The organism is Leifsonia sp. EB34 (assembly GCF_041260585.1).
GTDB lineage: Bacteria > Actinomycetota > Actinomycetes > Actinomycetales > Microbacteriaceae > Leifsonia.
Window position 1 is genome coordinate 31,099 of record NZ_JBGCCV010000004.1, and the last position, 12,533, is coordinate 43,631.

Sequence of the window (12,533 nt, forward strand, 5' to 3'; positions counted from 1 at the left end):
GCTAACCTACGGGGATGACGAACCACGCTCGGGCAGACGACATCTCGATCGGCGGCGAGGAGATCCGCCTCGGGCAGTTCCTCAAGTTCGCCGGCCTCCTCGACTCCGGCGGAAACGTGAAGGAGGCCATCCTCGACGGCCTGGTCACGGTGAACGGCGAGGTCGATCGCCGGCGCGGACGCCAGCTCGAGCTGGGCGACATCGTCGGCTTCGAGGGGCGCAGGGTCCGCGTCTGCCGCTGAGCGCCGGTGCGGTGCAGGATGAGCAGATGAAGCTGACGCTCGACCTGCACGACATCTACAACCGGGGCGGCGACATCGATCGCGCCCTGCGCGCGGTCATCGCGGAGGCCGCGGCGAAGAAGGCCCCGCTGGTCGAGATCATCCCGGGAAAGGGATCGGGCGCGTTGAAGAAGCGCGTGCTGCGGTTCCTCGATCAGCCGGACATCAAGGCGCAGTACCACCGGGTCGAGAAGGACTCGAAGAACTTCGGCCGGGTGTTCGTGCACTTCAGATGGAAGTAGCGCCCGTTCCGGCCTCCTCCACCGTCAGGCCCAGGATCAGCGCGTGGACCTCGGGCTCCGCCTCCACGATCGCCACCTCGGCGAAGCCGCTCGGGGTGCGCCGGTACAGTCCGGCCCGCGGCCGGACGTTGGCGCGCGGGTTGTCGACCATGAGCAGATGCCCGCCGTCGTCGAGGCTCGCGTGGATGGCCCGCAGGCCCCGCACGATCTCGTCATCGCTGAAGTAGAGGCGCCGCAGCAGGTTCGCCACCTTGATGACGTCCGGGTGCGGCTCCGGCCACGGCTCGAACGCGTCGTGCACCTCGCAGCGGATCCTGTCGTCGGAGGCGAGCAGTGCGCGCGTCTCCGGGTTGAGCAGCAGCACCTCACGGGCGGGCCGGCCCTCCGCGCGGCGGATCATCGGCGCGTCCAGGAGTCGCACCAGCCGGGACCTCGACGGCCAGCTCACCCACCGGCGTCCGACGACCAGGACGCACACGCCCTGCGGGTCGTAGAACAGCCGGTGGCGGCGCAGGGTCCGGCAGCTCATCGTCAGGTACAGGTCGGCGATGACGAACGCGGCGAACCGCTGCGGGATGGCGCGGACCAGGTTCACCGATGTGCTCCCGTCGGACGCCCCCAGGTCGACGATCGTCGCGCCGGTGAGGTCCACGTGCTCGATCAGCAGGGCGTCGGCCGCCGCGTGGCGCCGGGTGCCCGTGATCTTGATCGTGCGCCCGGCGTCGAAGGCCGCCATCGCCTGCCGGAACTGCTCAGGTGGAGCGTCATCCCGGACGACGACGCTCGGGTCCGCCCAGAAGAACCGGCCGAGCAGCCGCTCGACGAAGCGCGGCCAACCGCCGCGCACGAACCTCACCGGGAGCTGCACGGCTCGGATGCTATCGGCGCCGGCGCCGGCCGTGCTTGACATTCCGACTGCATTCGCGCGACGGACTGAAGGATCACTCAGTTTCGCCTGCCGACTCATTCGACGTCTCCCACCCGCTCGGGTCGGGTCCGGTCACCGATGATGGATCACGCGCTGAACCTGACCGTGCGGTGAGGGAGCGGGCGCGAAAGCCATCAGCCCCAACTCGATCAGGGCGAGGCGCGCCCGGAGAACGGTGGAGCGCGGAAGCCCCGTCAGCTCGGCGAGCTGCGCATGGCTCGCGGTGCAGGTGCCGTTCTCGGACGCCGCCGACGCCTCGCATCCCGCGATCGTCAGCACACAGTCGCGGTCGATGGCCTTGGCCGCCAGGATCGGGTGCGCCTCGGAGCGCGCCAGAACCCGGTCGACCGCCACCATCCACTCGTCGCAGCCCTCGAAACGGGGGTCGTCCACGGCCTATCGCCTCCCGAATCGGATCACCCGCGCGAGCGCCCCACGGCTCCGAGGGGAGGGTTCGGGCCGGGTCTCCTCGCCCGCGTCTCCCCCTTGGTCGAGATTCCGGAGGGTCAGAAACCCGATGAACTCACAACGCGTGCAGCTCAACAGGTGGGTGTGGACCGCGAGGCCCACACCGAAGTAGGGGTTGAGGACGACGCGTCCGCGGGCGCCGCACAGCGGACACGGTCTCGGTCGCCTCGGCCACTCCGACCCGTTCATCGACGGCCGACCGCGCTTCTGTGGTGCATTCGCTTCCGCCTTCTGACGTGTTCTCCGCCTGCGGTCGCAGTGCGGGGCAGAAAGGTGCGGTGGCCCTCCCCACCCGAAGGGGAGGGCCGCCGCGCGTCGCCCCCGAGGGACTCGGCGACCACTCCACGCTATGCACGGCCGGATGGGGCCGATATCCGCCGTGCGCGATCGGCAGTCCGAAATGCGCACGGTCGCGATCCGGTTACTGAGTGCACGAACAATCGCCAGAAGACGGCTACACGATTCCGCGGAGGAGTCCGCCGACGACGCCGAGAGGTGAGGCCGGAAGCTTCGGAAGCGGCAACGGCGGCGGCGGCGGCACCTGGACGACCGCCGGCGGCGTGCCCGGCACTGCTGGCGGCGCGACCGCTGGCGGCTGCGGGGCAGGGGCAGGCACCGGCGCCGGTCGGACAGGCGCACCCCCACCACCGGCAGCGCTGGCGCCGCCTCCGGTTGCGCCCGCACCTGCGCCCCCGCCGGTACTCCCGGCTACGCCCGTCGCGGGCGCGCTGACGGACCCGGCCGGCGCCGAGACGGTTCCCGCCCCTGCCGAGCCGCCGGCGTTCGCGGGAGGCGTCGAAACAGTGGATCCTGCCGGTGCGACGGTCAGGGCGATCCTCGTCCCCCCGGCCACTCGCGCGCCCGCGCCCGGAGACTGCTGGATCACGACGTCGTCCGTCCGGCCCGTCGCTGGCTCCCCCGCCTCGGTCCGGAACTCCATCGAGAACCCCTGCGCGCGCAACGCGTCACTCGCGCGCGACTCCGGGAGGCCGATCACGTTCGGCACGGACAGCGCGACGACGGGGGTCGCATCAGGCGCCGGAGAATGCGAGCGGGCCGACGCCGGCAGGTGGGCTCTTCCGGGCGGCGGTGCAGCCAGCGGCGTGAGGGCCAGCGCCGCCGCCATCGCCGCGGTCACGACGGCGCCGGCCGGGAACGGGTGTGCGACGATGACATCGCCGACGCGGCGGAGTCCACCGGATCGCGCGACGTGCCTGCCCACTGCTCTCTTTCCTGCCGATGCTGACGTCGACGGGCGGATCGCCAGCCGACGGCGAAGACGGTACGCCTGGAGCGCCGGATTCGCGAGGTCGGCCAGGAGACTGCCAGGCAGGACGGGCGTGCTCAGTCCTCAGTGCTCAGTCTTCAGTGCTCAGTCTTCTGGGACGAGCGTGTAAACGACGGCGTCGCCACCTTTCGCGTACCGGGCGGCGACGATCTTGAAACCGGGGTTCCGCTCCGCGATGACCGGCAGCCACGGGTCGGCGCCGTCGGTACGCAGACGGTGCTCCACCTCCACCGGCAGCCGCGGGATCGTCGTCGTGTCGTTGGGTGCTTCGATCACGTCGAGCAGCCACTGCCGGTGAAACCGGGGCCGGGCGCCGACCGCACGACGTTCCGCCGGCGCGTACGGGCGCGTGACACGGGAAAGCCGGCCGGCCGCATTCTCGATGGTGGTCATGGTCCCTCCTCAGCTCGCTGGCCCACCCACACGTACCACCCTTCGGGATGCGGTTCGACTCTGGTGCTGAATATCTCGGCAGCCCGAGGACCGTTCAGGTGCAGGACAATAGCTCGACCGTCCGCGTCATCCGACGGGCGACGCGACCGTCCTGTCCCACAGCCAGCGGAACGCGGCCTCCGCCTCCTCCGCCTGGAAGGGACGCAGCTCCGGCATCAACGGCGGGGCCGGATCCAGCGACGAGTTGAGGAACAGGCCTGCCAGGCCCGCGAGTGCGCCGTCGATCGTCGCGGCCGCCACCCCATCGAACGCGGGGTGCTCGGCGAGCAGTGCGTCCGCGTCGGGCGACCCGAGGCGCCGGGCGTCGAGCAGCATCGTCAGGGCGTCGATCCAGGGGGCACCGGCGGCGCCCCAGGCCCAGTCCAGGAGGCGTGCCCTGCCGGTGCGATCGATGAGCACGTTGTCGCCGCGCAGGTCGAGATGCACCACCCGGTCGCCCGCGGTCAGACTCGCCGCAGCGGCTGCCGCTTCATCGAATCGGCCCGCCAGCGGCAACGCCCAAACGGGCACCGCGTCCCGGTGTTCGTGGACGAGCCGTGGCCACACCGCGAACGCCGGACCCAGGAGCGCCTCCGCGTGCGCGACTCCGTCGAGGCTCGGCCACACCGGAGACTGCGCGACCGCATCCAGCACAGCGACCAGCTCCGCGCGCATCGGCGGTTCGGCGGGATGCTTTCCGTCGACCTCCTCCGTGACGAGCGCGACCCACCCATCCTCCTCCACCACGCCGAGCAGCGCCGGCGCCCCCACCTCCGGGGGCAGCAACGCCAAGGTCGCGGCTTCGCCGCGGTAGAGTCCGGCCGACGCGCCGATGCTCTCCGGTGCGGATTTGACGAAGGCCGTCGTGCCGTCCGCCGTCACGACGCGGTCCGCCTGCCCGGGCGAGAACCCCGAAGGCTGCGACACCGCAGAGACGACGGGCGAGCCGAGGATGGCGGCGACGCCGTCCGTGACCTGCGGTGGCAGCGAATCCCAGGTCAGGCGCGTGGATGACATCCGCCGAGCGTAACAGCGGCACATCCCCGCCCGGCCCCGCCCCTCGCGGTCGGCCTACTCCGCCTGCCCGTCCCCCGTCGCCGCGGCGAGCGCAGCCTCCTGCGCGCGATCGATGAACCCCGGCAGCGCCGAGCTCTGGACGCGTCCGGCGGGCGCGCTCCTCGTCTCCCACCGATCCCATCGGCTGAACGGCGTCCCCGCCTCCATAACCTCGCGTGCCCCGAGGATGTCGTCCCAGGTTCCGTCCGAGACCAGCGTCGCCTCGAGGTCCGGGTCGGGCGTGTAGCGCTGATCGTCCGCATCGGCCAGGTATTTAAGCCACCCGGAAAGGACCAGGAGGCCGGCCCGGACTTCGGAGCGGGCAGCCCCGTCCGGCTCCAGCTCGAACAGCCGCCGGAGCGCCTCCGCTGCGAGTTTCGCGATGTCCGGCCGCTGGGCGTCGAGGGCGAGCTTGACCAGCTCGACCATCGCCCAGGTGCCGCGTGACCGCAAGGCGTGCGGCTCACTCGCGGAGGGATCCGTGTACAGGGTCAGGTTCTTCACGCACGCGATGATGCGAACCGGGAGCGCGTCGAACTCCGGCCCGCCCCGGTTCAGGATGTCCGACCACTGCCGCATGAAGCTCCGAAGACACTCGTCGATGTATTCGCCGGAGCCCGTCGTCGCGGCTTCGAGGGTTCGGGTCGTCGTCGCGGCGATGAAGACGTCCGCCACCTGCGGGGAGAGCAGGACGTCGTGCTCCACCTCGACGATGCTCTGGAGGAGTCCGCTCCCCCGCGTCAGGGAGGTCCCTTCGGCCACGTTCGACCGATCGAGTCCGGCCATCCAGACGCCTTGCACGATCTGGCCGAGAAGTTCCAGCGCCCGCTCAGCGGTGGCCAGAGCACCGGACCGCAGGCTGGTGCCGATGGCGTCCATGAGGGTGGCGATCTCGTGCTCGGTCTCCTCGTAGGCGGTGACCGCCGCCGGCGGCTCCAGCTCGATGGTCGACTGGAGGAGCTCGACCAGCCGGGCCGCCGCGGCATCGTCGAGCCGGGTCGACGTGACGATCCGGAAGGCCGTGGCCCCGAGGCGGGTGCGGTCCCCTGGTCGGATGTCGAGCACGATCCCCGGCGGCTCGCCCTGGCCGGTCTCCGACGAGGAGAGCGACGCGATCGCCTGGCGCACACCCTCGGGGTCGATGGCCCGAATGACCCGCCCGGCCTGCGGGACCGGGACGTACAACGTCGAGACGGAGCGGGTGGAGGTACGCGACGAGTCGGACGTCAGGAGTTCCTCCAGCCCGTTCCTCGCGTCGGAGTACCGGCGCGCCACCCGGTCGAAACGATCGGAGAGCGACTCGATCAGCGAGGACCGCACGACTTCGTCGAGGCGGGACGGGTGCCCGAAGAGGTGCGTGAGCCTGGATGTGGACACCATCAGCAGGACGGCGGCCGCCGCAAGCCACGCGAACGCGATCACGACACCCGTCGCGCTCGGCAGCCAGATGGATTCGAGAGCCATGACCGCGTTCCCGGCGAGCCCCGCGGTCACGAACCAGCTCGCGCCGATGTACGCCAGGACGCGCTTGCGGGACGTGCCGATCGCGAGGGGAGCCTCCGCGAAGAGCTGGGCCGCGATCGTCAGCCCGGCGAACCCCACGGACAGCAACGTCGTCTGCACCTGCCAGAGCGCAACATCGGACCCGGGGGAAGGCGACAGGTACCGGTGTATCCAGGCGGGATCGCCGGCGGAGTGGAAGACGACCAGGAGCACCAGGCTGAGAAGCAGCGCGCAGGCCACAACCGTGACCTCGCGCCACCACGCACCCCCGGGCGCGTCTGCTCCTCCACGCTTCTCCCGCATGACGCGACACTACTCACATTCGGCCGCTGCGAAGCGACGAGGCGGACGCGCTCTAGCCCTGCACGTCGTCCTTCTCGTGCTTGACCGCGAGAAGGTCGACCGCGCTCAGTTCCGGATCCTTCGCCAGCAGCGTCGGGCCCACCTCGCCGAGAGCTTTGGGGATGTCGCCGCCCAGGTGCGCTTGCCGCGCATCCTCGTCCGCGAACGAGTCGAAGATGCCGAAATGCGTGTCGTCGACCTGGAAGGCGTACCAGGTGCGCGTTCCGGGCTCCCGGTCAACCACGTCCTTGCCGCCGATCAGGAAGTCCCTCAACTCCGCCGCTTTCTCGGGCTTCGCTTCGAGTAGTGCCAGCACACCGAACTTCAGGTCCATGTCCGTCTCCTTCGAGGTCGTGACGCCCCGTCACCCCCGCAGGTGTCAGGGCCGACGGTACCCCCCGAAGGGCGCGTCCGATAGGCGGAGGAGGTGCCTCGGCTTCACCGCACCCGCTCGCGCAGGAACCGTCCGATCCGCTCGGTCGCGTCGGCTGCCTCCGGGGTCCCCAGCATGAGCTGATACACGTGTGGCAGCCCCTCCCCGATCTCAAGTCGAACATCGACGCCGGCGGCGCTCGCCGCGCTCGTCAAGCGTTCGGCGTCGCTGAACAGCAGATCGGCCGTCCCCACCTGCACGAGCATCGGCGGCAGCCCCGTGAGCGTTGCGTACAGGGGCGAAGCGAGCGGCGTCCTCGGGTCGGCCCCGGCGAGGTAGTCGGAGGCGAGTTCGCGCAGCAGGTCGGGAGTGGAGATCGGATCCTGGTCGACCCGGTCCGTCATCGACGGCCCGGAGCTCGTCAGGTCGACCGTCGGAGACATCAGCACCGCAGCGGCGGGGAGGTCTCCTCCCGCATCGCGGGTGGCCACGAGCAGGGCGACGGTGAGGCCACCGCCCGCGGAGTCGCCGGCCACGGCGATCGAGTCGGCGGCCGTTCCCTGTTCCTCGCGCAGCCACAGCCAGACGGCGCGGACGTCGTCGATCGCGGCCGGGAACGGATGCTCCGGCGCCAGCCGGTACTCCGGGAACAGCACCCGCATCCGGCCGGCCCGTCCCAGTCGAGCGGCCAACTCCCCGTCACTGGCCAGCGAACCCAACCGGAAACCCCCGCCGTGCAGGAACAGGAGCACGCGGCCCGGGTCGCCCCCCGGAGGGTCCAGCCAATGCGCCTTCACCCCCGCGGCCGTGACCTCGGTCACCCGCACGTCGTCCGGGATCGGATGCACGGGCCCGGCTGGCGCGAATCCTGCTCGTTCCTCCGCCACCGTCTCGGGCGGTTGCCCGGCTGCAGCGTTCTGGCGCTCGTGGAGCGACGCGATCAGCTCCTCCATCGAGGGACTCGGCATGGTGGCACCTCCTCGGCCGTGACCGCGTCAGTCCGGGACGGCTTCGCTGAGCCGACCGGTGTGGACATCGAAGACGAACCCGCGGACCGGGATGTCGGAGGAGATCCACGGATGGGTCTTCACCTTGGCGACCTGCTCCTTGGTGTTCTGCTCCACGTCGGTGAAGCTGTAGAAGCGGGCCGGTGCGATCGGCGTCGCACCCGTCTCGGTCCGCAGCCGGGCCTCCAGCTCCTGGTCGCTGAACTTCGACATCCCGCAGTCGTTGTGGTTGATGATCATGATCTCCCGGGTGCCGAGCAGCCGGGTGGAGACGATGAGGGATCGGACCGAGTCGTCATCGATCACGGTGCCCACGTTCCTGATCAGGTCGACGTCGGCGTCGGCCAGGCCGAGCATCCTCACGATGCCGCTCAGCCGGGGATCCGCGCAGGTGACGATCGCGATCTTCGGCGCCGGCGGCGCCCCGTTGCTCGCGTCGTAACCGTCGGCGTTCGCTGCGATGGCGCTGAGCGCCTCATCGATGATGGTCATGGCTAGTCCTTAGGTTGTCGTATGGGAAGACGTGGCCCTACCCGAAGGTGAAGCAGTACGCCTCGACGCCGGTTCCGTCGAATTCGATCTCGAAGAGCCGGTCGCGTATCGCACCCTGCTGCCGGATCAGTTGGTACGTGTCCTGCCGGTCGAGGATGCCGCGGCCTTGGTCGTCGACGTCGGTGCCGCTCGCCCCCACAGGGGGCCTGCCGTCGAGCAGGACGCGGAAGCCGCTCGGCTCGGATCCGGCGGCGCCTCCCATCACCAGGTTCACGTCCCTGGCGTGGAATGCGTACGCGATCCGGCCGCCGGGTCGGCTGGACACCGCAGCGTACGGGGTCTGCACCCACGCGCCGCCCAGGTCCCAGTGGTTCCGCGCGAGGTCGGCGTGCACGGCGTAGTCGGTGATGTTGTCGTAAGCCCCCGCATCCTCGGAGACGAATCCACTGCTCTGCCGGTAGCCCAGGTAGGTCTCGGGTGATCTCAGGGTCGCCCAGTCCGCGGCCACCTCCAGGCCGTGCGCCTGAGGCTCCGCGAGGCCGAGGTCCAGGTCGGCCGCACCGGCTGCCATGAGCAGGTGCTGGATGGCCATCTCGGTCATCGCGTAGTCGCCCTCCCCGAAGTGGTGGTACCGCACGCGTCCGGATGCGTCCGCGACGTAGACAGCCGGCCAGTAGTTGTTGGCGAAGTCGCCCCACACCCCGTAGTCGTCGTCGAACGCGACCGGGTACTCCACGCCCAGCGCTCGGACCCGGGCCTCGACGTTGCCGTGGTCGTGTTCGAATCCGAACTCCGGAGTGTGCACCCCGACGATGGTCAGCCCTTGCGCGGCGTACTTCGTGTGCCACGCGCGGAGGTACGGCAGCGTGCGGAGCCAATTGACACACGTGTAGGTCCAGAAGCTGACGAGGACAACCCGGCCGCGCAGCGCCTCAGGCGTGAGCGGCTCGGAGTCCAGCCACCCGGTGGCTCGGTCGAAGGGGGCGAGCCTGCCTTCGTCGGGAAGCGCTTCGGTCGTGTCCGGGGGGCGGTGGGCGACCGACCAGAAGCGTGCGGTGCGCGCGTCATCCGGCATGCGGCGCCTCCGTCCCGTGCGCATCACCCTCTGTGCTCCGCGCCATCTGGTCGGCGTCGACGACCGCGCGCGCGAAGGCCTCAGGCGCTTCCTGCGGGAGGTTGTGGCCGATCCCGCCGGCGAGCGTCCGGTGCTCGTACGGGCCGGTGAATCGGTCGCGATAGGCGCCGGGATCGGGGTGGGCGGCGCCGTTGCTGTCGCCCTCCAGTGTGATCGTCGGCACACTGATCGGCGGCCGTTCGGCCAGCCGCTGTTCCACCTGGTCGAAACGCTCTTCGCCGTCAGCCAGGCCCAGCCGCCAGCGATAGTTGTGGATCACGATCCGGGCGTGGTCGGGATTCTGCAACGCGACGGCGGTGCGCTCAAACTCGTCCTCGCTGAACTCCCACTTCGGCGATGCGGTCCGCCAGATCAGGCGGGCGAAGTCGGTGCGGTTGGCGTCGTACCCCAGCTCTCCCCGCCGGGTCGCGAAATAGAACTGGTACCACCAGGCCAGCTCCGCCGCGGGAGGCAACGGCTGCGCATTGGCGGCCTGACTGCTGAGCAGGTAGCCGCTGACCGCGACGTGGGCGCGGCAGCGTTCGGGCCACAGCGCTGCGAGCACGTTGGCCGTCCGCGCACCCCAGTCGAAGCCGGCGACCACCGCATCGGCGACGTCGAGGGCGTCGAGCAGTGCGAGGGCATCCGCGGCCAGAGCGGCCGGCTGCCCGTTCCGCGGCGTCTCGTCGGACAGGAATCGGGTCGTTCCGTATCCTCGCAGGTGCGGGACGAGCACGCGGTAGCCCTGGTGAGCCAGAATGCCCGCGGACTCGCTGAAGCTGTCGATCGAGTACGGCCACCCGTGCAGCAGCAGCACGACGGGCCCGTCGGACGGCCCGCGCTCGGCCAGCCCGACGCTCAGGGCGCCGGCCTCCACCTGCGCGGTCGCCTCGAGTGTCGTGGTCACCGGAGTGGGCGGAACGTCGCGCGAACCTCCTGCGAGAACAGCTCGGGCTGCTCCCAGGCGGCGAAGTGCGTCCCGCGGTCGAGGCGGTTGAAGTGGATCAGGTTGGGATACGCCTGCTCGGCCCAGCTCCGCGGTGCCGCGTAGATCTCATCCGGGAAGACGCTGACCCCCGTCGGCAGCTCGACGCCCTTCGGCGCGAAGAACGCGAGCTTGCTCTCCCAGTACAACCGCGCAGAGGACACCGCCGTATTGGTGAACCAGTAGAGGTCGACGTTGTCCAGGATGTCGTCCCGGGTGAGTCCCTCCGACCCGCCCAGGAAGACCCGGGCGATCAGGTCGTAGCTGGCGGCGTCGTGATCGAGCATCCAGGCCGCCAGCCCGACCGGCGAGTCGGCCAGCGCGTACAGCGTCTGCGGCCGCCCGGCCATCTCCTGCGCGTACCCGAGACCGTGAGCGTAGAAGTACGCGAGCTGGTCCCATGCTCCGCGCTCCTCCGCGGTCAGCTCGGCGGGCGGCTCCTCGTGGGCGTCGAGCGCGGCCTGGATGCTGTCCGGAACCGTCGCCGGCATGTTCGTGTGAATGCCGATGAGCCCGGGAGGCCGGAGCAGCGCCATCTGCTCCGTGACGGCGTTGCCCCAGTCGCCGCCCTGCGCGACGTATCGTTCGTATCCGAGGCGGTTCATCAGTTCGGCCCACGCCCGGGCGATCCTGATCGGATCCCAGCCCGGCTTGTCCGGCTTCCCCGAGAACCCGTGCCCCGGGAGGGACGGAATGACAAGGTCGAACGCATCCGAGGCGTCCGCCCCGTACGCGGTCGGATCGGTCAACGGCCCGACGATCTTGAGCTGCTCGATGACCGACCCGGGCCAGCCGTGGGTGACGATCATCGGCAAAGCGTTCTCGTGCCTGGACTTCACGTGGATGAAGTGGATGTCCAGGCCGTCGATCTCCGTGACGAACTGCGGGAGCGCATTCAAGCGGGCCTCCACATTCCGCCAATCGTGGTGTTCGAGCCAGTACTCGGCGAGCGCCTGCATCACCTTCAACCGGACACCCTGAGAGGCGTCGTCGACGGTCTCCTTCTCGGGGAACCGGGTGCTCCTGATGCGGCGTTTGAGGTCGTCGACGTCCTCCTGAGGAACCTCCACGGTGAACGGGCGGACGGCGGTGTTGGGTGGTTGTTCAGTGACGGTCATGATGTTGCTTTCACGGGGCGGTAAAGCTGTTCAGACGGGGTGCGCGAGGGCGCAAAGGCGGCATTCGATAGCCGGCGACCAGTGGCGGTCGGCAAGCGGCAGGAGCGCACACCGGCGGACCCAACAGATGAATGGCGGAATCATCGAGAAGAGTCCACCGCAACGGACACGTCGCTCTCGGCCGAATTATGATCCCTCCGCAAACGGTTCGGCTAGACGGTGAGCAGAAACGTCGGACCGGTTCGATGGTCCGGCAGCGTCAGAGTGCCCTCACCGCGGGGTGCGGTGTCACGTCGCCCGACCCCGCACCTCGGTCGTGCTGTCAAAGGCTGCAGGAAGGCCAGTGGTCCTCCGCCCATTCCTGCCAGCTCGGCCAGCCCGGTGGAGGAGGGGGAATCTCGCCGCCGTCGAGTTCGGCAGCGTCGGGCACCTCGAACTGTTCCCGCCACTGGTCGACGTCGGCCGCGCTCATCGGGAACGTCTCATCCGGCGCCGTTTCCTGGCGGTGGACGATCCGGGCGACCTGGACGTCCTTGTCGATGGGCAGGTAGACCACCTGGGAGGATGCCCCGGCAGCTCGCGCCAGCCAGCGCAGCGCCGACCGCTCATCGCGACCCCAGAGCCCGAAGTCGAGCACGACGCTGACCCCGAGCCGGAGCGCCTGAAGGGCAACGGAGATGAGCCGCCCTTCGAGCACCCATCGCTCACCGCCCGGACGCTGGAAGTCGCCGATGACATTGCCGAACAGCGCGATGTGCCACTCATCCGGGGTCAACAGAAGCGCGGGGACCGCGGCGGCGAGTTCCTTGGCCCGGGTGGTCTTCCCCGCGCCGGGAAGCCCGACGATCAGGAACATCGTGGCGGCGCTCGGCGCGGAAAACGAGCCATCTTCGTGAAGTGAATG

The 12,533-nt window shown here is 70.0% G+C and carries 15 protein-coding genes; 2 read left to right on the forward strand and 13 right to left on the reverse strand.

Annotated elements, in window-relative coordinates; translation table 11 throughout:
* Positions 1–14 precede the first annotated feature (14 nt).
* The gene (locus ABIA36_RS18155; protein WP_369963976.1) at positions 15–242 is read left to right on the forward strand and encodes an RNA-binding S4 domain-containing protein; all 228 of its coding nucleotides are present in this window, start codon (positions 15–17) and stop codon (positions 240–242) included.
* A 26-nt stretch (positions 243–268) separates the two neighbouring features.
* Positions 269–523, forward strand: a complete 255-nt coding sequence (locus tag ABIA36_RS18160) for a Smr/MutS family protein (protein ID WP_369963977.1) — start codon at positions 269–271, stop codon at positions 521–523.
* On the opposite strand, the gene ABIA36_RS18165 is transcribed toward ABIA36_RS18160, so the two are convergent.
* The 13 genes from ABIA36_RS18165 to ABIA36_RS18225 form a co-directional block, all read right to left on the reverse strand.
* Positions 510–1,433 (reverse strand): hypothetical protein, encoded by a 924-nt coding sequence (locus tag ABIA36_RS18165; protein WP_369963978.1) that lies wholly within the window; start codon positions 1,431–1,433, stop codon positions 510–512. The genes ABIA36_RS18160 and ABIA36_RS18165 overlap by 14 nt on opposite strands.
* Positions 1,434–1,523: 90 nt before the next feature.
* Positions 1,524–1,844 (reverse strand): hypothetical protein, encoded by a 321-nt coding sequence (locus ABIA36_RS18170; protein WP_369963979.1) that lies wholly within the window; start codon positions 1,842–1,844, stop codon positions 1,524–1,526.
* Between the two features lie 529 nt (positions 1,845–2,373).
* Complete coding sequence (locus ABIA36_RS18175) at positions 2,374–3,045, reverse strand: PASTA domain-containing protein (protein ID WP_369964102.1); 672 nt, start codon at positions 3,043–3,045, stop codon at positions 2,374–2,376.
* A 246-nt stretch (positions 3,046–3,291) separates the two neighbouring features.
* The gene (locus tag ABIA36_RS18180; protein ID WP_369963980.1) at positions 3,292–3,600 is read right to left on the reverse strand and encodes a hypothetical protein; all 309 of its coding nucleotides are present in this window, start codon (positions 3,598–3,600) and stop codon (positions 3,292–3,294) included.
* Between the two features lie 126 nt (positions 3,601–3,726).
* Positions 3,727–4,656 carry a phosphotransferase gene (locus ABIA36_RS18185; RefSeq protein ID WP_369963981.1) on the reverse strand — a complete coding sequence of 310 codons (930 nt, stop codon included), beginning with the start codon at positions 4,654–4,656 and terminating at the stop codon, positions 3,727–3,729.
* A 54-nt stretch (positions 4,657–4,710) separates the two neighbouring features.
* On the reverse strand, positions 4,711–6,501 hold the full coding sequence (locus ABIA36_RS18190; RefSeq protein WP_369963982.1) for a hypothetical protein: 1,791 nt from the start codon (positions 6,499–6,501) through the stop codon (positions 4,711–4,713).
* Positions 6,502–6,553: 52 nt separating this feature from the next.
* The gene (locus ABIA36_RS18195; RefSeq protein WP_369963983.1) at positions 6,554–6,874 is read right to left on the reverse strand and encodes a putative quinol monooxygenase; all 321 of its coding nucleotides are present in this window, start codon (positions 6,872–6,874) and stop codon (positions 6,554–6,556) included.
* Between the two features lie 104 nt (positions 6,875–6,978).
* Positions 6,979–7,881 (reverse strand): alpha/beta hydrolase, encoded by a 903-nt coding sequence (locus ABIA36_RS18200; protein WP_369963984.1) that lies wholly within the window; start codon positions 7,879–7,881, stop codon positions 6,979–6,981.
* Positions 7,882–7,908: 27 nt separating this feature from the next.
* Positions 7,909–8,412: a beta-class carbonic anhydrase gene (locus ABIA36_RS18205; protein WP_369963985.1), complete on the reverse strand. Its 504-nt coding sequence runs from the start codon at positions 8,410–8,412 to the stop codon at positions 7,909–7,911.
* Positions 8,413–8,449: 37 nt separating this feature from the next.
* Positions 8,450–9,487: a redoxin domain-containing protein gene (locus ABIA36_RS18210; protein WP_369963986.1), complete on the reverse strand. Its 1,038-nt coding sequence runs from the start codon at positions 9,485–9,487 to the stop codon at positions 8,450–8,452.
* The gene (locus ABIA36_RS18215) at positions 9,477–10,433 is read right to left on the reverse strand and encodes an alpha/beta fold hydrolase (protein WP_369963987.1); all 957 of its coding nucleotides are present in this window, start codon (positions 10,431–10,433) and stop codon (positions 9,477–9,479) included. Before ABIA36_RS18215 ends, ABIA36_RS18210 begins: the two co-directional genes overlap by 11 nt.
* Positions 10,430–11,629 (reverse strand): epoxide hydrolase family protein, encoded by a 1,200-nt coding sequence (locus tag ABIA36_RS18220; protein ID WP_369963988.1) that lies wholly within the window; start codon positions 11,627–11,629, stop codon positions 10,430–10,432. The genes ABIA36_RS18215 and ABIA36_RS18220 overlap by 4 nt, the downstream gene beginning before the upstream one ends.
* A gap of 322 nt (positions 11,630–11,951) precedes the next feature.
* Positions 11,952–12,485, reverse strand: coding sequence for an AAA family ATPase (locus tag ABIA36_RS18225; protein WP_369963989.1), 534 nt, complete (start codon positions 12,483–12,485; stop codon positions 11,952–11,954).
* Positions 12,486–12,533 lie beyond the last annotated feature (48 nt).

What these genes read in the sequence shown, in the direction of transcription:
- ABIA36_RS18155 (WP_369963976.1), top strand. Translation starts at nt 15, where the DNA reads ATGACGAACCACGCTCGGGCAGACGACATCTCGATCGGCGGCGAGGAG.
- ABIA36_RS18160 (WP_369963977.1), top strand. Translation starts at nt 269, where the DNA reads ATGAAGCTGACGCTCGACCTGCACGACATCTACAACCGGGGCGGCGAC.
- ABIA36_RS18165 (WP_369963978.1), bottom strand. Translation starts at nt 1,433, where the DNA reads ATGTCAAGCACGGCCGGCGCCGGCGCCGATAGCATCCGAGCCGTGCAG.
- ABIA36_RS18175 (WP_369964102.1), bottom strand. Translation starts at nt 3,045, where the DNA reads ATGGCGGCGGCGCTGGCCCTCACGCCGCTGGCTGCACCGCCGCCCGGA.
- ABIA36_RS18180 (WP_369963980.1), bottom strand. Translation starts at nt 3,600, where the DNA reads ATGACCACCATCGAGAATGCGGCCGGCCGGCTTTCCCGTGTCACGCGC.
- ABIA36_RS18185 (WP_369963981.1), bottom strand. Translation starts at nt 4,656, where the DNA reads ATGTCATCCACGCGCCTGACCTGGGATTCGCTGCCACCGCAGGTCACG.
- ABIA36_RS18190 (WP_369963982.1), bottom strand. Translation starts at nt 6,501, where the DNA reads ATGCGGGAGAAGCGTGGAGGAGCAGACGCGCCCGGGGGTGCGTGGTGG.
- ABIA36_RS18195 (WP_369963983.1), bottom strand. Translation starts at nt 6,874, where the DNA reads ATGGACCTGAAGTTCGGTGTGCTGGCACTACTCGAAGCGAAGCCCGAG.
- ABIA36_RS18200 (WP_369963984.1), bottom strand. Translation starts at nt 7,881, where the DNA reads ATGCCGAGTCCCTCGATGGAGGAGCTGATCGCGTCGCTCCACGAGCGC.
- ABIA36_RS18205 (WP_369963985.1), bottom strand. Translation starts at nt 8,412, where the DNA reads ATGACCATCATCGATGAGGCGCTCAGCGCCATCGCAGCGAACGCCGAC.
- ABIA36_RS18210 (WP_369963986.1), bottom strand. Translation starts at nt 9,487, where the DNA reads ATGCCGGATGACGCGCGCACCGCACGCTTCTGGTCGGTCGCCCACCGC.
- ABIA36_RS18220 (WP_369963988.1), bottom strand. Translation starts at nt 11,629, where the DNA reads ATGACCGTCACTGAACAACCACCCAACACCGCCGTCCGCCCGTTCACC.
- ABIA36_RS18225 (WP_369963989.1), bottom strand. Translation starts at nt 12,485, where the DNA reads ATGTTCCTGATCGTCGGGCTTCCCGGCGCGGGGAAGACCACCCGGGCC.